General features: G+C 62.2%; 16 protein-coding genes and 1 pseudogene. 2 read left to right on the forward strand and 15 right to left on the reverse strand.

Annotated elements, in window-relative coordinates:
• Nucleotides 1-41: 41 nt before the first annotated feature.
• The 12 genes and pseudogenes from QLG12_RS15020 to QLG12_RS15075 form a co-directional block, all read right to left on the reverse strand.
• Nucleotides 42-323, reverse strand: a pseudogene (locus tag QLG12_RS15020) (phage infection protein); the annotation flags it as partial.
• A 109-nt stretch (nt 324-432) separates the two neighbouring features.
• A complete protein-coding gene (locus QLG12_RS15025; RefSeq protein WP_282474807.1) occupies nt 433-1,128 on the reverse strand; it encodes an anti-sigma factor in 696 nt (231 codons plus the stop codon).
• Nucleotides 1,125-1,658, reverse strand: coding sequence for a sigma-70 family RNA polymerase sigma factor (locus QLG12_RS15030; protein WP_197870043.1), 534 nt, complete (start codon nt 1,656-1,658; stop codon nt 1,125-1,127). Before QLG12_RS15030 ends, QLG12_RS15025 begins: the two co-directional genes overlap by 4 nt.
• 42 nt (nt 1,659-1,700) lie before the next feature.
• On the reverse strand, nt 1,701-2,222 hold the full coding sequence (locus QLG12_RS15035; protein ID WP_236195380.1) for a DUF3455 domain-containing protein: 522 nt from the start codon (nt 2,220-2,222) through the stop codon (nt 1,701-1,703).
• A gap of 167 nt (nt 2,223-2,389) precedes the next feature.
• Nucleotides 2,390-4,003 (reverse strand): ABC transporter ATP-binding protein, encoded by a 1,614-nt coding sequence (locus tag QLG12_RS15040; RefSeq protein WP_197870034.1) that lies wholly within the window; start codon nt 4,001-4,003, stop codon nt 2,390-2,392.
• 14 nt (nt 4,004-4,017) lie between these two features.
• Nucleotides 4,018-5,040, reverse strand: a complete 1,023-nt coding sequence (locus QLG12_RS15045; protein ID WP_074689103.1) for an ABC transporter permease — start codon at nt 5,038-5,040, stop codon at nt 4,018-4,020.
• The gene (gene yejB, locus QLG12_RS15050; protein ID WP_011335075.1) at nt 5,040-6,104 is read right to left on the reverse strand and encodes a microcin C ABC transporter permease YejB; all 1,065 of its coding nucleotides are present in this window, start codon (nt 6,102-6,104) and stop codon (nt 5,040-5,042) included. Before yejB ends, QLG12_RS15045 begins: the two co-directional genes overlap by 1 nt.
• 1 nt (nt 6,105) lies before the next feature.
• Nucleotides 6,106-7,977 carry an extracellular solute-binding protein gene (locus QLG12_RS15055; RefSeq protein WP_282474808.1) on the reverse strand — a complete coding sequence of 624 codons (1,872 nt, stop codon included), beginning with the start codon at nt 7,975-7,977 and terminating at the stop codon, nt 6,106-6,108.
• Between the two features lie 88 nt (nt 7,978-8,065).
• Entirely contained in the window at nt 8,066-10,771 is a 2,706-nt protein-coding gene (locus tag QLG12_RS15060; protein WP_282474809.1) for a TonB-dependent receptor, read from the reverse strand.
• 207 nt (nt 10,772-10,978) lie between these two features.
• Entirely contained in the window at nt 10,979-11,380 is a 402-nt protein-coding gene (locus QLG12_RS15065) for a biopolymer transporter ExbD (RefSeq protein ID WP_007959059.1), read from the reverse strand.
• Nucleotides 11,380-12,084: a MotA/TolQ/ExbB proton channel family protein gene (locus QLG12_RS15070; protein ID WP_197870039.1), complete on the reverse strand. Its 705-nt coding sequence runs from the start codon at nt 12,082-12,084 to the stop codon at nt 11,380-11,382. The genes QLG12_RS15065 and QLG12_RS15070 overlap by 1 nt, the downstream gene beginning before the upstream one ends.
• 49 nt (nt 12,085-12,133) lie before the next feature.
• Nucleotides 12,134-12,952, reverse strand: a complete 819-nt coding sequence (locus QLG12_RS15075; protein ID WP_085686619.1) for a TonB family protein — start codon at nt 12,950-12,952, stop codon at nt 12,134-12,136.
• A gap of 1,067 nt (nt 12,953-14,019) precedes the next feature.
• On the opposite strand from QLG12_RS15075, the gene QLG12_RS15080 reads away from it, so the two are divergent.
• On the forward strand, nt 14,020-14,643 hold the full coding sequence (locus QLG12_RS15080; protein ID WP_282474810.1) for a glutathione S-transferase N-terminal domain-containing protein: 624 nt from the start codon (nt 14,020-14,022) through the stop codon (nt 14,641-14,643).
• Here QLG12_RS15080 and QLG12_RS15085 read toward each other — a convergent pair whose 3' ends face one another.
• On the reverse strand, nt 14,644-15,084 hold the full coding sequence (locus QLG12_RS15085; RefSeq protein ID WP_064380861.1) for a CBS domain-containing protein: 441 nt from the start codon (nt 15,082-15,084) through the stop codon (nt 14,644-14,646).
• Nucleotides 15,085-15,273: 189 nt separating this feature from the next.
• Between QLG12_RS15085 and QLG12_RS15090 the strand changes: the two genes are divergently transcribed.
• Complete coding sequence (locus QLG12_RS15090; protein WP_282474811.1) at nt 15,274-17,634, forward strand: DNA polymerase II; 2,361 nt, start codon at nt 15,274-15,276, stop codon at nt 17,632-17,634.
• Here the strand turns inward: QLG12_RS15090 and QLG12_RS15095 are convergent.
• Both QLG12_RS15095 and QLG12_RS15100 read right to left on the reverse strand, forming a co-directional pair.
• Nucleotides 17,599-18,069, reverse strand: a complete 471-nt coding sequence (locus QLG12_RS15095) for a DUF1810 domain-containing protein (protein ID WP_197870041.1) — start codon at nt 18,067-18,069, stop codon at nt 17,599-17,601. The two genes, QLG12_RS15090 and QLG12_RS15095, sit on opposite strands and share 36 nt — an antisense overlap.
• Nucleotides 18,070-18,098: 29 nt before the next feature.
• The gene (locus QLG12_RS15100) at nt 18,099-18,920 is read right to left on the reverse strand and encodes an aldo/keto reductase (protein ID WP_197870042.1); all 822 of its coding nucleotides are present in this window, start codon (nt 18,918-18,920) and stop codon (nt 18,099-18,101) included.
• Between the last annotated feature and the right edge of the window lie 528 nt (nt 18,921-19,448).

Consider the following 19,448-nt stretch of genomic DNA (forward strand, 5'->3'; position numbering starts at 1 on the left):
CCGGGTTTTTTCTGGGTTGTTGCGGTCAAGCCATTCATTCAAGCAACGCGACGTTCGATCAGACGATCCGAACCACCTTCGGCAACGCGGCGTTCGATCAGACGATCCGAACCACCTTCAGCAACGCGGCGTTCGATCAGACGATCCGAACCACCTTCTGCAACGCGACGTTCGATCAGACGATCCGAACCACCTTCGGCAACACGACGTTCAATCAGACGATCCGAACCGCCTTCGGCGATCATGGTGTGAGCCGGTTTGGCGGCAAATGCGTTGAAGGCCAGAACCGAGAGGGCAATGCTGAGGATGACTTGGCGTTTCATGATTTTTGCTCCGGGGGTGTTTGTTTGGTATGGAGCGGATGTTACGCCCGGGATTTTTTTAGAGAACTTCATTGACGTGATGGTGAACATCGACGCCGATGATGGTTAGTCACAGCACCTTCACTGCGCGGCCAATTGCCTGGATCGGCCCGGTGGGTTTGCCGATCGGCGAGCCGGTGGCGCCTTCCAGCGTCAGCTCGAACAATTGGTTAGGTTGCAGCGGCGGCAGTTTGTCCAGCGGGATCGACAGCGCTTGCCCTGGCTTGACCAGCCCCAGCGACACCGGACCCTGCCAGCCGTCGGCCTTGGTCCAGAATTCCAGCGCCTTGTCCGTCGGCACCTCGACCACGCCCAGCGGAATCAACTGAATCTCCCGTGGGTTGCTGGCCTGGATCACCCAGCCCGGCGCCTTGTCCTGCGGGGCGACCAGCACCACCAGAAAGCTCGGTTTCGGGGTGGTTTGAGTTAGCAGGATCGAACCCAGCAACAAGGTCGCGGCCAGCCCGGCAGCGCTCAAGCCGCGCCACAGCGACAGGCGGTTCCACCAGGAAATCTCGGGCGCCACCTTATGGGTGAGTTGCCCGACACTGCGTTCGATGCGTTGCCACAACTGCGACGAGGGCTGATGCGCCGGCGCGAGGTCGGTCAGTTCCAGCAGACGCCGCTCCCAGGCATCCACGGCCGCTTGCAGCTCGGGCTCGTTGGGCAAGCGTCGTTGCACTTCGGCGCGGGCTTCGGCCGAGAGGGTGCCGAGCACGTATTCGCTGGCCAGTTCATCGCGTTCCTGCGCCGATTCGGTGGTCATCCCATGCACTCCCGCAACGCATTGAGGCTGCGCTTGATCCAGGCTTTGACGGTGCCCAGCGGCGTGTCGAGGCGTAGGGCGATCTGTGCGTGGCTGTAACCGTCGACGTAGGCGTGAAGGATGCAGCGGCGGCGTTGCGGTTCCAGTTGATGCAGGCAGCGATGGATGCGGGTCGATTGCGCCAGCGCATCGAAGTCGTCATCAATCGCCGGAGATTCGTTGCTGTCGTTCAACGGCGCTTCCCGGTCGTGATTGCGCAGCACATTCAGCGCCAGATGCCGGGTCACGCTGAACATCCAGCCCCGGGCCGAACCGCGCGCCGGATCGAAACCCGCCGCGCCGGCCCAGATCTTGATGAATGCGTCGTGAACGATGTCTTCGGCCAGCGCCGTGTCGCGCACCAGACGTCGGGCCACACCGAGCAGCCGCGGGCTTTCCTGCACATACAATTCGCGCAGGGCCCCGCGCTCGCCGCGGGCACAGGCGGCGAGGCGAGCTTCGTAATCGAACGCGGTTTCGGGTAATGGCATGTCCTGCAATCTAGCAAGCATCGAGCAAACGTCCAGTCAGGCTCAGTTCGCGGCCCAGAAAATGTAGTCGGCCTGGTACTTCACCACTTCCTGTTTGCCCTTGTTCGCCGCCGTGCATTCGCTGCCCGGCGCCACGCCACCCTTGAGCGCGACGCGCTGGATATAGCTCACGCCGCTCATGGCGCCTTTGCCTTCGGCGGGGTTGGCCTTGACCAGCTGATAGGGCAGGTTGCCCGGGCTCGATGGCGCTACGGCCAGTTGCGTGCCGGTGACTTTCGAACCGTCCTTTGCCTGCCAGGTGGCGGGCGGGCCGAAGTAGGTACCGACCTGTTTGCCGCTGCGATCATTGAGCACCGCTTTGGGGCCGACGAACACCCACTCGGTCTGGCCGGCGACATTGGCCTTGTCCCGGCATTCGTAGGTGATCTCGCCGACCCCGGTGGTTTCCATCGCGATCTTGTGGCCGTCCGGCACCTTGATCGCGTCGGGATAACTGCTTTGGGCAAAGCTTGTCGAGGCGACGGCGAGCAAACCGGTGAGGCCAATCAGTTGAGTGATGTTCATCAGTGTTTCTCCGAAAAAGGGTAAACCGCTGACAGCCGAAAGAGGGCTGTTACAGGGACTACCCTTGACGGAGGCGTTTGGATGCAGGGCCCGACAAATAATTTTGAAAACACTGCAACCCCTGTGGGAGCGGGCAAGCCCGCTCCCACAGGGATCTTCAGCAATGGTCAGATTGCTGTAACCCGCTCACCGCCGGTGTTTGCCAATGCCAGGCCGGAGGCTTTCAGGAGTTCCTGGGTATAGGCATGCTGCGGCGCCGCAAAAATCTCCCGGGACGATCCCTGTTCCACCACTTTGCCGTCCTTGATCACCATCAAGTCGTGCGCCAGTGCATGCACCACCGCCAGGTCATGGCTGATGAACAGGTACGTCAAGCCATGGCGAATCTGCAATTGCCGCAACAACTCCACCACCTGTTTCTGCACTGTGCGATCCAGCGCTGAGGTCGGTTCGTCGAGCAGAATCAGCGCCGGTTCCAGCACCAGCGCCCGGGCGATGGAAATGCGCTGGCGCTGGCCGCCGGAGAACTCATGGGGATAGCGATGGCGGCTCTGCGGGTCGAGGCCGACTTCCTTCAAGACGCGGATCACCGCAGCCTCACGTTCTTCGGGCGTGCCGATGCCGTGGGTCAGCAGGCCTTCGGCGATGATCTGCTGCACCGACATCCGTGGGCTGAGGCTGCCGAACGGGTCCTGGAACACCACCTGGATCTGTCGGCGCAACGGGCGCATCAAACGCTGATTGAGCAGGCTCAAATGCTTGTTGCCGAAGCGAATATCACCCTCGGATTCCACCAGTCGCAGAATCGCCTGGCCCAGTGTCGATTTGCCCGAGCCGGACTCGCCGACAATCCCCAGGGTCTTGCCCCGTTGCAGCCGGAAACTCACGCCGTCCACGGCCTTGATGTATTCCTGGGTGCGGCTGAACAACGCCTTGGGCAGCGGGAACCAGACTTTCAGATCATCCACCTCCAGCAGGTTGTGATCGTAGCGACTCTGCACCGGCGCGCCGGACGGTTCCGCCTCGATCAGCAAGCGGCTGTAAGGATGCTGCGGGGCGCGGAACAGCGTTTCGCAATCGGCCTGTTCGACGATTTCCCCATGACGCATCACGCACACCCGTTGGGCGATACGCCGCACCAGATTGAGGTCGTGAGTGATCAGCAGCAGCGACATGCCGAGGCGTTGCTGCAACTCGATCAGCAGCTCCAGAATCTTCTGCTGTACGGTCACGTCCAGCGCCGTGGTCGGTTCGTCGGCGATCAGCAATTGCGGCTCGTTGGCCAACGCCATGGCGATCATCACCCGTTGCCGCTGGCCGCCGGAGAGCTGGTGCGGATAGGCCTTCAGACGCTGCAACGGCTGGCGAATGCCGACCAGTTCCAGCAGTTCCAGCGTGCGTTGGCGCGCGGCGCGGCCCTTTAGTCCCTTGTGGATTTCCAGCACTTCGCTGATCTGTTTTTCCACCGTGTGCAACGGGTTCAGCGAGGTCATCGGCTCCTGGAAAATCATCGCGATGCGGTTGCCGCGCAAGCCGCGCAGTTGTTGTTCGCTGGCGTGGAGCAAGTCCACGCCGTTGTAATGGATGCTGCCCGTGCTGCTGACGGTTTTGCCTGGCAGCAAACGCAGGATCGAGTGCGCCGTCACCGACTTGCCCGAGCCGGATTCACCGACCAGTGCCAGGCACTCGCCACGGCGGATGTCGAGGTTCACGCCGTGCACCACTTCGTGCCCGGCGAAGGCGACGCGCAGGTCGCGGATTTCTATCAGGTTGTCGGTCATTTCAGCTCCGGGGATCAGGATCGCGGATCGAACGCGTCACGGCAGGCTTCGCCGATGAACACCAGCAGGGACAGAATCAGCGCCAGGGCAAAAAACGCCGTCAGCCCCAGCCACGGCGCCTGCAGATTGCGCTTGGCCTGGCCGATCAGTTCACCCAGCGACGCGGTGCCGGCCGGCATGCCGAAACCGAGAAAATCCAGCGCGGTGAGGGTGGCGATGGCGCCGGTCAGAATGAACGGCAGGTAGGTGAGGGTGGAGGTCATGGCGTTGGGCAGAATGTGCCGGCGCATCAGCTCGCTGTCCGTCAGGCCCAAGGCTCGCGCGGCCTTGACGTATTCCAGGCTGCGCCCGCGCAGGAACTCGGCACGCACTACATCCACCAGTGCCAGCCAGGAAAACAGCGCCATGATTCCCAGCAGCCACCAGAAACTCGGCGAGACGAACCCCGACAAAATGATCAGCAGGTACAGCACCGGCAACCCCGACCAGATCTCCAGCACCCGTTGCCCGAGCAAGTCGACCCAGCCGCCGTAATACCCCTGCAACGCCCCGGCGACGATGCCGACCAGCGCACTGACGGCGGTGAGGATCAGCGCAAACAGAATCGAAATCCGCGTGCCGAAAATCACCCGCGCCAGCACGTCCCGCGCCTGGTCGTCGGTGCCCAGCCAGTTGCTCGAGGACGGCGGGCTCGGCGCCGGTTCCGTGAGGTCGTAATTGACCGTGTCGTAGCTGAACGGAATCGGCGGGAACAGCATCCAGCCGCCCTGATCCTCGATCAGTTTGTGCACGTAATTGCTGGCGTAATCCGGCTGGAACGGCAGTTCGCCGCCGAAATCGGTTTCCAGGTAGTCGCTGAGGATCGGAAAGTAGAAGGCGTGGTGATAGCGGATCACCAACGGTTTGTCGTTGGCGATCAGTTCGCCGCCGAGGCAGATCAGACACAGCCCGATGAACAGCCACAGCGACCAGCGCCCGCGACGGTTGGCCTTGAATTGGGCGATGCGCCGCCGGCCCAGAGGGGAAAGTGTGAACATCAGGCAGTCCTCGCCGAGAAGTCGATGCGCGGGTCGAGCAGGGTGTAGCAGAGGTCGCCGATCAGCTTGATAAGCAGGCCGAACAGGGTGAACAGAAACAGCGTGCCGAACACCACCGGATAGTCCCGCGACACCGCCGCTTCGTAGCTCATGCGTCCGAGGCCGTCGAGGTTGAAGATGGTTTCGATCAGCAGCGAGCCGGCGAAAAACACCTCGATCAACGCCGACGGCACACCGGCGACCACCAGCAGCATCGCGTTGCGAAACACATGGCCGTAGAGCACGCGCCTTTCGGTCAGGCCCTTCGCGCGCGCGGTGATCACGTACTGGCGGCTGATCTCGTTGAGGAAGCTGTTTTTGGTGAGGATCGTCAGCGTCGCAAAACCGCCGATCACCAGCGCCGTCACCGGCAACACCAGGTGCCAGAGGTAGTCGCCGACCTTGCCCCACAGGCTCAGGCTGTCGAAGTTGTCCGAGACCAGCCCCTGTACCGGAAACCAGTTGACGTAGCTGCCCCCGGCGAACACCACGATCAACAGGATCGCGAACAGAAACGCCGGCATCGCGTAACCGACGATGATCGCCGTGCTGCTCCAGACATCGAACGCGCTGCCGTTTTTGATTGCCTTGCGAATGCCCAGCGGGATCGAAATCAGGTAGGTGATCAAGGTCGCCCACAGGCCAAGGGACAGCGACACCGGCAGTTTTTGCACGATCAGGTCGGTGACTTTGGCACCGCGAAAGAAGCTGCTGCCCAGGTCCAGCTGCGCGTAGTTCTTGAGCATCAGCCACAGGCGTTCGTGCATCGGCTTGTCGAAGCCGTAGTGATGCTTGATCTCCTCGATCAGCGCCGGATCCAGGCCTCGGCTGCTGCGCCCGGCACCGCCAATCGCGGTGACCTCGCTGGCGCCGCCCATGCTGTGTCCACCGAAGCCTTGCAGGCGGGCGATGGCCTGTTCCACCGGGCCGCCCGGCGCGGCCTGCACGATGACGAAGTTGACCACCAGAATGCACAGCAGCGTCGGGATGATCAGCAACAGACGCCGACTCAGATAACGCCACATGTCACTGGCCCCCCGCGAGCTGGTGCTGGGCACTCATTTGTTGATTGGTCAGCGGCTTGGCCGAGACCTCCCACCAGGTGTCGAGGCCTTCGCTGTAAATCGGCTGCACCGACGGCATGCCGAAGCGGTTCTGATACACCGTCGGCGTGCCTTTGGAGTAGTAGTTGGGAATCATGTATTCACCCCATTGCAGCACCCGGTCGAGGGCGCGGGCGTAACGCACCATGGCGTCGCGGGTATTGGCCTGGACCAGGCCGTCGATCAGCCGGTCCACCGCAGGGTCGGCCAGCACCATCGAATTGGAGCTGCCGACCTGAGTGGCGCTCTGCGAGGCATACAGGCTGTACAGCTCGCGGCCCGGCGAGACGATCGGATCGCCGCTGCGCGGGAAACTGGTAACGATCATGTCGTAGTCCCGGGCGTTGAGCCGGTTGATGTATTGCGCCGAATCGATACGCCGCAGATTCAGGGTGATGCCGATCTGCGCCAGGGTGCGTTTGTACGGCAGCAGCATGCGGTCGAAGCCGCCCTGGCCGTCGAGGAAGGTGAATTCGAAGGGCTCGCCGGCGGCGTTCACCAGCCGGTTGTTTTTCGGCGTCCATCCGGCTTCGGCCAACAACTTCAGGGCCTGCAACTGCTTGTCGCGGATGTAGCCGCTGCCATCGGTTTTCGGCGCCTGATAGACCCGGCTGAAAACCTCGTCCGGAATCTGTCCGCGCAGCGGTTCGAGGATCGCCAGTTCGCCGGCATCGGGCAGGGCGGTGGCGGCCATTTCACTCTTCGGCCAGTAGCTGTTCTGGCGCACGTAGAAGCCGCGCATCATCTGCTTGTTGGTCCACTCGAAATCCCACAGCAGGCTCAGCGCCTGACGCACGCGACGATCCTTGAACAGCGGGTTCTGCAGGTTGAACACAAAACCCTGGGCGCTGGTCGGTTTGTCCGGAGCGAGAATCGCCTGTTGCAGGCGACCGTCACGCAGGGCCGGGCTGTCGTAGCCGACCACATAGCCGGAGGAGGAAAATTCGCGGTTGTAGTCGAACGCCCCGGCCTGCAGCAGTTGCCGGGCGACGTCGGTGTCGCCGTAGAAATTCACGGTCAGGCTGTCGAAGTTGTACAGCCCGCGACTGACCGGCAAGTCTTTGCCCCACCAGTCCGGATCTCTCTGAAAACTGATGCTGCGTCCCGCATCGACCTTGCTCACCCGGTACGGGCCGCTGCCCAATGGTGGTTCGAAACCGCCGCCGTTGGCGAAGTCACGGGTTTTCCACCAGTGCTCGGGCACCGGTCGCAGCGACGCCAGATCCAGCGCCAGGGTGCGGTTGAGGTTGTTCTTGAAAGTGAAGCGAATCTGCCGCGGGCCTTCGATCAGCACGTCCTGCACGTCGGCGTATTGCTGGCGATAACTCAGGCTGCCCTTGGTCATCAACAGTTCGAAGGTGTAGCGCACGTCCTCGGCGGTGATCGGCGTGCCGTCGGCGAAACGCGCCTCGGGATTCAAGTTGAAACGCACCCACAGACCGCCGTGATCGCGCTCCATGGTTTGCGCCACCAGACCGTAGACGGTGTAGGGCTCGTCCAGCGAGCGGAACGCCAGCGGCGAATACACCCAGTCGTTGACCTGCACCACGGAAATGCCCTGATCGGCATACGGGGTGATGTAGTTGTACTGACCGATCTCCATCGAAGCGCGGCTGAGCGAGCCGCCCTTGGGGGCGTCGGGATTGACGAAATCGAAGTGCTGGAAACCGGCGGGGTATTTCGGCGCTTCGCCGTACACCGTCATCGCGTAGCTGCCGCCGGCCAGCGCAGATGCCGCGTTGCACAGCAGCGCGCTGCCGAGCAGCAGGCCGGCCATGTTGCGCAGAAAACTCATGAGATCACTCCTCAAACTTCTGAATGAACAAGGACCCCCTGTGGGAGCTGGCAAGCCAGCTCCCACAGGGTTATGCGGTGCTCGTTCCTTAGAAGTGGTACGTCATGCGCGCAAACAGCGTGCGGCCCAGCGGGTCGGTGTAGCGCGGGTCATAACCGCTCTGGAAGTTGTAGGCCTGGTTGGAGAACGGCGGATCGCGGTCGAACAGGTTCTTCACCCCGGCATCGACGTCCAGCACCTTGTCGAAGGTGTAGCCGGCCGACAGGTCCCACACCGAATACGATGCGACCCGCGCGTTGGTCTCGCGGTCGTAGTCGTTGTAGCCGGTGGTGAAGCGGTTGGTCAGCGCCGCGCGGGCCGCACCGAAGGTCCAGGAACCGGTCAGGTTGTGTTTCCAGCGGGCAATCACACCGTCGCCCTTGAAGTCGCCGACCTTGTCGGTGAACGGGCCCTTGATGGTGCTCTGGAAGTCGTACTCGTCGACATAGGTGCCTTGCAGACCCAGGCCGAACTGACCGTACGGCGTGTTCGGGAAGCGGTAGTCCAGCGACACATCGACGCCGTTGGTTTCGACGATGCCGAGGTTGGCGTTGCCGGTGACGATGTAGTTGAGCGTGCCATCGGCGTTACGCACGAAGCGGTCAGGGTAGCTGCCGGCCTGATCGAACACGGTGGATTCCGGGAACGGCTGGATCTGGTTGGAGATGTGAATCCACCAGAAATCCATGCCCACGGAAAGATTGCTGACCGGCTGATAGACGAAGCCCAGCGTTACGTTGCGCGCCTTCTCCGGGGCCAGGTCTTCGTTGCCGCCGATCTGGTTGAGGAACTGCTGACCGCAATCGCGCCCGCCGTTGCCGCCCGGTTGCACCACGCCGCCGGTGCACAGCACCGGGTCGTTGTAGTAGCCCTGGGTGTAGGTGATGCTGCGCGGCGAATACAGCTCATACAGCGACGGCGCGCGGAAGCCTTCGCTGTAGGCGCCGCGCACCACCAGCTCCTTGAGCGGCTGATAACGGAACGAGTATTTCGGGTTGGTAGTGCTGCCGAAGTCGCTGTATTTGTCGTGACGCACGGCGGCGGACAGTTCCAGGCTGTCGAGCACCGGCACGTTGATTTCCGCGTAGGCGGCTTTCACGCTGCGGTCGCCTTCGACGCTGCCGGCCGGGTCGATGCCCAGGCTCTGGATGTCGCCGGCAAAAGCTTCGAAGTCCTGGTGGAATTTCTCTTTGCGGTACTCGCCGCCCAACGCCAGCCCGGACGGGCCGGCACCGAACCAGTCACCGATCTCGCGGCTGATCCGCCCGTCGAAACCGGCGACCCGACCGACCGCCGTGGAATAGGCACCGTGGTACATCGCCTGATCGATGTACTGCTGGCCGGCGCTGGTCTGTGGGCCGAACGGGTTGAGCAGGCCGCTGGCCAGACCGTCGATCATCGCCTGATCGCTGACGTAGCCGCTGGTGACGCTGGAGACGATCTTGTTCTGGTTGTACGAGGCGCCGACGTTGTAGTCCCAGCCGCCGACCAGACCGTCGAAGCTCAGCAAAAAGCGCTGGCTGGTGTTCTGGTCTTTCGATTCGCGCGGGCCGGCGGCGGTTTCGCGCCAGTTCACGTCCACCGGTTGCGTCGGGTCGAGGGCGAAACCGGTGGGCGCCGGGGTGATGCCGTTGCCGGGGTAGTAGGGCGAGGACGAGTCCAGGCTCAGGCCGGTCAATGGCGCCGGGCCGACTGCGGTGGCGTTGTTGTTGCGCGACCAGAAGTATTCGAGGTTGACGTTATGGTCGTCGGCCAGTTTGCCGGTGGTCTTGCCGAAGAACGACGTCTTCTCGGTCTGCGGCACCAGGTCGATGAATTCCCGGGTGCTGAAGCGGCAGAGGCCATCGCGGGCCACCAGGTTGGGGCCGTTGCAATTGCTGTTGGCCAGCGGGTTGGTGGCATTGCCGTTCTGGCTGTAGTTGCCGGGGAACGCGGTGCCGGAGGTCTGGTCCAGGCCACGGCCGGGGACGTAGTCGCGGGCGAAGGAGCGGTCGTTGGCGTCGAGGTTCTGCTGTTTGTTGTAGTTGAACACGCCGAGCACGTTGAAGCGGTCCTGCTCCAGGTCGCCGTAGCCCCAACTGGCGCTCATGTCCTTGGTCGCACCGCCGCCGCTGTGGGTCGGGGTTTCGCCGCCGAGGGTGAGCTGGCCGTCGGTCATGGATTTCTTGGTGATGAAGTTGATCACGCCGCCGATGGCGTCGGTGCCGTACAGGGCCGAGGCGCCGTCGCGCAGCACTTCCACGCGCTCGATCGCGGCAAACGGGATCATGTTCAGATCCACCGCGCCGCCGGCCGAGTTGGTGCCCGACAGGGCGTTGTTGGCCAGTCGGCGCCCGTTGAGCAGCACCAGCGTCTTGTTCGCGCCGATGCCGCGCATGTCGGCAAACGATGCGCCGCCGGTGGCTGCGCCGACCGAGCCTGCGCTGTTGTTGATCGACTGGCTGCCGGTGATGCGCTGCACCAGTTCGGCGGTGGTGGTCACGCCCTGTTTGCGCAGTTCATCGGCCTTGAGCACGGTGATCGGCACCGCCGTTTCCGCATCGACCCGGCGAATCGCCGAACCGGTCACTTCGACCCGTTGCAGTTGCGTGGTCGGCGCAACCACCGCAGCGGAGGCCGGGACGCCGTTGTCGTCCTCGGCAGCCTGAACCCCGGCGCCCATCCCCATGGCCACCAGGTACAACGGAACGAAACGGTGGCGGGAAATCGTTGCCACCAAGGGTTTGAGCGTGAAGCGTGGAGTGTTCATCAGCATGGTTGTTTCCGACTTTGTTAGACGTTTATCGAAATGGCCTTGTGAGCCCTCTTTGCACGGAGCACGGGGGTGCCGCGCCGCGAAAACCACTTTCTTCAAGCAAGCCGATCCCCTCCGAAGACGCGCTGCGTTTTTCGGTCGGCCGATTGCGACGGGATTCAACGAACGGTGCCGGGCGCGTCCCTCACTGCGCGCCCGGCACCGCCGTCAGCGGGTGGTCATCACCGATATCTTGGTGATGCCCGAGCGCTCGATGGACGCCATGGCCTTGGCGACCTGGCCGTAATTCACGGCGGAGTCGGCCTGCAGCTGCACGCGTACTTCGGCATCTTTGGCCTTGACCTCCTTGAGGCTGGCCTCCAGTGATTCCGGCGCCAGCTCGGTCTTGGCGAGGAAGAACTTGCCGTCCTGATCGACGCTGACCACCACCGGATCCTTCTTTTCGGCGGGGGCGACGGCGTCGGTTTTTGGCAGGTTGACCTTGATCGCGTTGGTCATCAGCGGCGCGGTGACGATGAACACCACCAGCAGCACGAGCATCACGTCCACCAGCGGCGTGACGTTCATTTCGCTGAGCACTTCATCGCTGTCTTGAGTGGAAAAGGACATCAGCTGGCCTCCCGCACGGCAGCCGTGGATTTGGCGATGGCCTGGCGGCTGATGGAAAACGCGCTGCGCGAGGCGAGGGCGTCGAAGTCGTGGGCGAAGTCATCCATGTCCGCCGAGGCCAGCTTCAGGCGCCGCAGGAAGAAGTTGTAAATCAGCACCGCCGGTACCGCGACGGCAATCCCTACGCCGGTGGCGATCAGCGCGTGGCCGATCGGCCCGGCCACGGTTTCCAGGCTGGCCGAACCGCTGGCGCCGATGCTTTGCAGGGCTTCCATGATTCCCCAAACGGTGCCGAACAGACCAATGAACGGCGCGGTGCTGCCGATACTGGCGAGGATCGCCTGGCCGTTTTCCAGTGAGCGGCGTTCCTTCTGGATCTGCTGGCGCAGGTTGCGTTCCAGTCGGTCGGCACGGTTGATGGTGTGCGCCAGTTGCTGGGTGGTGCGCGGAGATTCCTCCACCAGCAGGGCTTCGAAACCGCTGCTGGCGATCCGCGCCAGTGAGCCCGGATACTGGCTGGCGTGTTCGGCGGCGGTGAGCAGATCCGGCGCGCCCCAGAAGGCTTTGCTGAACTGCCGGTTCTGGGTTTTCTGGCGCAGGTATTGCGCCGACTTGACCAGCAGAATCGCCCAGCTGACCACGGAAAACAGCACCAGCCCCCAGAGCACGCCGGGGACAATCATCGAAGACAGAGAATCGTTCATGGCTACACCTCGCTTGCGTTAATCGGTTGTGAGTTCGGTTGTCGCGCCGTCATTGCGGCAATTTGAAATCGATGGTCTGGGTGGCGAAGCCGTCGATCGGTGTGTCGCCGCGCTTGGCCGGGATGAACTTCCAGGCCTTCACCGCCGCAACCGCCGCGTCATCCAGTTGCGGCTTGCCGCTGGATTTGGTCACCGTCACCGAGCCGGCGCGACCGTTGGCCAGCACCTGAATCCGTAGCACCACGCTGCCTTCCCAGTTGCGCCGCAGGGCCAGCGACGGGTATTCCGGCGGCGGGTTGCCGAGGCTGGCGAGACCGGAAATCGCCGCCGACTCTTTCACCGGGCCCGGTGCCGCCGCAGGTGCCGGCGGCGCGCTCGGGGTGGCCGGAGCGGCAGGCGCGGCCGGTTGCGCAGGGGCGGGCGGCGCTTTCGGCGGCTCGGCCTTTTTCACCGGTTTGGGTTTCTCGACCGGTTTCGGTTTTTCGATCGGCTTGGGTTTCTCCACCGGTTTGGGCGGCGGCTTGACCGCGTCTTCGTCTTCCACCGGTTGTTCCGGTTCGGGCGGTGGCGGTGGTGGGGGCGGCGGCTCCGGTGTCGGCGGGGCCGGCGGTGTCGGGCTGGTCAGCTCGACGGTCATTTCCGGAATTTCCGGTGGCGTGGGCAGCGGTTCGGCCCGCGCCTGCTGGAAAAACCACCAGGCGCCGCCGTGTATCAGCGCCGACACCGCCACCAGCAACAGCATCTGCTGTTTGTTCAGGCCGCCGGGCTGCGACGTGTTGGCCTTGTAGACGGGCCGACCCGCCACCGACGCAAGCGCTGCGTTCGGTACTGGCCCCGGCGGCGTTCTGTGCTTTACCGCATCGTTCATTAAAGCTCCCTCGGGTGGATGAAGGGCAATAAGGTGCCGTTCGAACAACACAGCGTTGTTCGAGTGAGTGGTCGCAACTTTCATACGGGTGTGCAGAAGCCGATAGTTGAACTATCTATTGAACAGGGCTTGTGCAGCGTGTTGTTTCAGTAATGCCGACTTCGATGGTTCATTGATCCGGTCCGTGGCTGTTCTTTTGTAAGTGAGTGGCGAACATCGTTCTTGCCCTCATGGTTGATGCAATAGCAACCGCTGTGCCAAACAGTAAACAAATGTGTAGCGGTTATTTCACGGATGATACGTATGTCGCATTTATATAAGTTTCATCGGGCACGTCGGTTTTTATGGGCGCATAACCGCCCGACGGCCCTGTTTTCAGGGCTTTTTTCAGGGCGAGACAGGCTTGGCGCGGTATCGCGCTGTTCAGCGAGATAGAGCGGCTGTTCTCGTGTCGGCCAGGACGTGTGATGGTGCGTGGCGGACTGATTTGGTGCGGGTCAGTGTTTTAGCGGGTCACAGGCGACGTTCCTTGTTTTTGTCTAAATAAAATCGGGCTCTGGGTAATGATTGATAGTGCAGTTTTGGTGCGCTTCGGACATTAACGCCGAACAGCCAAAGTTGTATCGGTGTGCTGTCTGAAAGTTATTGTCGAACAATGTGTTCTTGCATTCATTAATGCAGCGCGCACGCAATGACTTCTTGCGTGCTATTTAAAAAATAAATAGTGCAGGGGTTCAGGTAATAAAAGGAATGCACGGACTGTTCACAGGACGAACACGGTGCAGGTACAGAGGCACAGAAAGAAGAGTGTGGCGCAGCAGATCAAGATTCACGCGGTGAACTCCTTGTTGCCAGCTCGGATACGCGAACTTTTGGTTCGGTATCGCACCTTACAAGAACGCGGATAGCGTTCGCTGATTGCTCTTGGTGCGGGATGGGCACCGCCAGCGCTGTTTTGCGAGATCGGGGATTCGCAAGCTGTCGATGAATGCGCAATCCGTGCCAAATTCGATACAACAGCTATAAATAGGGCCAGGCAGGATGCCTTTCGCAGTGGAGGAGGGGATATGTATCAGCTCTACGGACATCGCAATTCAGGGGCCGCGGCCATCGAGGCAGCGCTCGAGCTGTGCCAGGTGGCTTACCGCTTCATCGATATCGAAGCCAGTGCGGAAGCGGCCCAGGAGCTGGCGCGGCTCAATCCGCTCAAACAGATCCCGACCCTGCAACTGCCGGACGGCAGTGTCATCACCGAAAGTGCGGCGATTCTGATTCATCTGGGGCAAAGCTTTGCGCAATCCGGCCTGCTGCCGGCCAACGGCGCTGACCGCGATCAGGCGATTCGGGGCCTGGTGTACATCGTCAGCAATTGTTATGCGGCCATCGGGATCATTGATTACCCGGAACGCTGGCTGGTGATGCCGGACGAGGCCTCGCGGCAGAATCTGATGGCGGGGGCGCGGGAACGACTGCACTGGAGCTGGGAGATGTTTGCCGATCAGTTCTCGGCCGAGCTGTACCTGGACAATGAAACACCGGGCGCACTGGATGTGCTGGCGGCGGTGGTCACGCGCTGGGCCGGTGCCCGCGAACACCTGCGCCAGGCCCGACCCGGTTTCCATGCGTGGCTGCAACGCATCGACCGACACCCGGTGCTGGCGCCGGTCTTTGCGCGGCATTGGCCCGGCTGATCACTCCCCGCGAATATACTGCTCCAGCTGTTTGATCAGCTCGGCCTGTTCGGCAATCGCTTCCTTGACCAGGTCGCCGATCGACAGCAGGCCGATCAGTTTGCCGTTCTCCACCACCGGCAAGTGGCGCAGGCGTTTGTCGGACATGATGCCAAGGCAGGTGTCGACGGTCTGGTGGGTGTCCACCGTGATCACGTTCGCCACCATGATGTCGCGCACCGGGGTGCCCACCGAGGAGCGCCCGTGCAACACCAGTTTGCGCGCGTAATCACGCTCGCTGATGATGCCCACCACTTTGTCGTCTTCCACCACGAGCAAGGCGCCGACGTTTTTCTCGGCCATTTTCATCAGCGCTTCGAGCACCATGTGATCGGGTTTGATCTGGTGCACTTCCTGATTTTTCGGATCTTTGAGCTTGAGCAGCTGGGCGACGGTTTTCATGGCGGTTACTCAGGTGTTGTCGTTGTTCTCCAAGCATCGTAGACGCAGGCGCGCAGGGCAAGGCCGCAAAACGGCAGATAACACGCAAAAAACGTCATTTGACCGGGTTTTTCATGGTGAGGCCTTTGTCACGGGGTACGGCAATGCCGCGTAGAATGCCCGTCTGAATCAATTCCTGAGGTTGCAGTGGTGGATTTACAGCAGGGCTTCGTCCTGACCCGGCATTGGCGCGACACCCCGGCCGGCACCGAAGTCGAGTTCTGGCTGGCGACCGACGCCGGGCCGCGCCGTGTGCGCCTGCCGCATCAGCCGTCGGTGGCGTTCATCCCGGCGGCGCAGCGCGAGCAGGCCGAGCGGGTGCTAGCGGACGAAAAGAACGTCGAGCTGCGCCCTTTGGCCCTGCAGGATTTCGAGCATCGCCCGGTGCTCGGGCTGTATTGCCAGCAGCATGGTCAGTTGATGCGCCTCGAAACCGCGCTCAACCGCCACAGTGTCGATGTCTTCGAAGCCGATGTGCGACCACCCGAGCGCTACCTGATGGAGCGTTTTATCACCGCGCCCGTCTGGTTCAGCGGCACGCCCGACGCCGAAGGTGTGTTGCTCGACGCCCACCTCAAGCCTGCGCCCGACTATCGTCCGCAACTGCGGCTGGTCTCGCTGGACATCGAAACCACCGAGCAGGGCGAGTTGTACTCCATCGCGCTGGAAGGCTGTGGCGAACGTCAGGTGTACATGCTCGGCGCATCGAACGGCGACGACAGCATCGTCGACTTCGACCTCGAGTACTGCGAATCGCGCACATTGATCCTGAAGAAGCTCAACGAGTGGTTCGCCCGCCACGACCCCGACGCGATTATCGGCTGGAACCTCGTGCAGTTCGATCTGCGCATCCTCCACGAACATGCCCGGCGCCTCGGCGTGCCACTCAAGCTCGGGCGCGGCGGCGAGGAAATGCAGTGGCGCGAACACGGCAGCCGCACTCATTACTTCGCGGCGGCGGCAGGAAGGCTGATCATCGACGGCATCGAATCCCTGCGTTCGGCGACCTGGAGCTTCCCCTCGTTCAGCCTGGAAAACGTCGCCCAGACCCTGCTCGGCGAGGGCAAGTCGATCGACAACCCGTACCAGCGCATGGACGAGATCAACCGCATGTTCGCCGAGGACAAACCGGCGCTGGCCAAGTACAACCTCAAGGACTGCGAACTGGTCACGCGGATCTTCGCCAGGACCGAGCTGCTGAAGTTTTTGCTGGAGCGCGCCAGCGTCACCGGTCTGCCGGCGGATCGCAGCGGCGGTTCGGTGGCGGCGTTCACTCATTTGTACATGCCGTTGATGCACCGTCAGGGGTTTGTGGCGCCGAACCTCGGCACCAATCCGCCGCAGGCCAGCCCCGGCGGGTTTGTCATGGACTCGCAACCGGGGCTTTACGAATCGGTGCTGGTGCTCGACTACAAGAGCCTTTATCCGTCGATCATCCGCACCTTTCTGATCGATCCGGTGGGGCTGATCGAAGGCTTGCAGCATCCCGACGATAGCGACTCGGTGCCGGGTTTTCGCGGCGCTCGTTTCTCTCGCACCCGGCATTGCCTGCCGTCCATCGTCGCCCGGGTCGCCGAGGGTCGCGAGACCGCCAAGCGCGAACACAATGCGCCGTTGTCCCAGGCGCTGAAGATCATCATGAACGCCTTCTACGGTGTGCTCGGTTCCAGCGGTTGCCGGTTTTTCGATACGCGGCTGGCGTCATCGATCACCTTGCGCGGCCACGAAATCATGCTGCGCACCCGGCAGCTGATCGAGGCTCAGGGGCATGCGGTGATTTATGGCGATACCGACTCGACGTTCGTCTGGCTGCGTCGCCCCCACGGTCAGGAAGAAGCGGCGCAAATCGGTCGGGCCCTGGTGCAGCACGTCAACGATTGGTGGCGCGAGCATGTGCGTGAGCAATACGGTCTGCAAAGCGCCCTCGAATTGCAGTTCGAAACTCATTACAAGCGCTTTTTGATGCCGACTATTCGCGGCGCCGAGGAGGGCAGCAAAAAGCGCTACGCCGGTCTGGTGACCCGCGCCGACGGCAGCGAAGAAATGGTCTACAAAGGCTTGGAAACCGTGCGCACCGACTGGTCGCTGCTGGCCCGGCAATTCCAGCAGGAGCTGTACGAGCGGATCTTCCAGCGCAAGCCGTATCAGGATTACGTGCGCGAGTATGTGCGCAAGACCCTGGCCGGCGAGTTCGACGAGCGACTGGTCTACCGCAAGCGCCTGCGCCGTACCCTCGACGATTACGAACGCAACGTGCCGCCCCACGTGCGCGCCGCGCGGCTGGCGGACGATTACAACGCGCAGCACGGTCGCCCGCGCCAGTACCAGAACGGCGGCTGGATCAGCTACGTCATCACCTTGGCCGGCCCCGAACCGCTGGAAGTGCGCCGCGCGGCCATCGACTACGACCACTACATCACCCGCCAGCTGCAACCGGTGGCGGATGCGATCCTGCCGTTTGTCGACGACGATTTCTCAACCCTGATCGGGGGGCAGCTGGGCCTGTTTTGAGTCCAGCAGTTGCAAGGTCCATTCGTCCTCAATGCCGTGAAAGAAGCGCTCCAGCGCCTGATGCCAGAGGCTGTCGTCGTCAGCGAACTGGGCGAACAGGGTCATTGATGAATGGAATTTCAGGTCGTCCGGATGGCCGAAAATCTCGGCAATCGAACGTTGCTGCACATTCAGTACAAGTTGCGTGCAGGTCCGCAGGCGGGCGCCGAGCAACGGGTGGGCAAGGTAGGCGCGGGTTTCCGGCGCCGAGCTGATTGCGAAGCGCCGCGACATCTCGCTGCCGCCGAGCCCGGCGAACTGCGGGAACACGAACCACATCCAGTGGCTGCGCTTGCGGCCCTCGCCGAGTTCGCGCTGGACCCGGTCGAACACCGGGTCCTGGGCGAGCACGAAGCGTTGCAGGTTGAATGGATCGTCCTGATCAGTGCTTCTCATAGCGAAGCCCTCTGTCAGTCGGCGGTGGCTCAGACCATGGCCAGCCGCTGCTTGCGTTTGGGCGCCTGAAACACCTGGTCCAGCGCCGCCAGATCCCCGGCCTCGAGTTGCAGTTGCGCCGCCTGTGCATTGAGCTGCACGTGTTCCGGGCGCACGGCCTTGGGAATCGCAATCAGCCCATCCTGACGCAGAATCCACGCCAGCGAAACCTGTGCCGGGGTCACGCCGTGACGAGCGGCAATCTGTTTCAGCACCGGCTCGGCCAGCATCGCGCCGCCCTGGCCGATCGGGCAGTACGCCATAATTGGCATACGCTGGTGTTGGCACCACGGCAGCAGGTCGAATTCGATACCGCGCTCTTCCAGGTTGTACAGCACCTGATTGGTGGCGCAGGCCGAATGCGACAATTCTTCGAGATCGTCGACGTCGAAGTTCGAGACGCCCCAGCGACCGATCTTGCCGTCCTCGCGCAGACGTTCGAAGGCCTCGACGGTTTCTTCCAGCGGATACTGGCCGCGCCAATGCAGCAGATAGAGGTCGATGTAATCGGTGTCGAGCCGGCGCAGGCTGCGCTCGCAGGCCTGGGGAATGCCCTTGCGACTGGCGTTGTGCGGGTAGACCTTGCTCACCAGGAACACTTGATCGCGCAGGCCGGCGATGGCTTCGCCGACCACGCTTTCGGCACCGCCCTCGGCGTACATTTCTGCGGTGTCGATCAGGGTCATGCCCAGTTCGATGCCGCTGCGCAGGGCCGCGACTTCACGCTTGTGCGCCGAGCGGTCTTCGCCCATGCGCCAGGTGCCCTGGCCAATCACCGGCACCTGCACGCCAGCCAGTTCGAGGGTACGCATTCCAACCTCCTATCTGAAAACGGTCGATACCTAGAGTGGGCAGCAGGATAGCCCATGGGTTCCCATTGAGGCGTATCGGTCAGTTGAGGTTTTTATGGCGAGGTACTGTTGTTCCGATGTATTGAACTGGAATTTCGGAAGTGCGCAAGAAGTTGCGCAGTTGTCCGTATCGAGGCCAAGGTAAAACCTCCTGAAAGCCTTGCCAGTCAAGGCCTCCAGTCAAGTGCGCAAGAAGTTGCGCAGTACTGCGCAACTTCTTGCGCACTTTTCGGCGAAATCAGTGGGAATTTTCGCCGTATCTGCGAAGAAAACCTACCAAGCCCCCGGCTTATAAGGGTCTGAAAAAGTTGGCATGCTAATTGATGGCCATTGGCCGCCTCTTGGGTGATATCACCGGTCGAGGCACCTTCACTACTCAAAGAATTTTTGCCGCCAGATCCTTAGCGATCTGGCGCGTATCGCAGCACTGCGTAAGGGACAAGGGAATGTTCTCACCGGCCAATCAGCCCCATTTCAATCTGACCATCG

Source organism: Pseudomonas sp. V88_4 (genome assembly GCF_029967985.1).
Classification (GTDB): Bacteria; Pseudomonadota; Gammaproteobacteria; order Pseudomonadales; family Pseudomonadaceae; genus Aquipseudomonas; species Aquipseudomonas glycinae.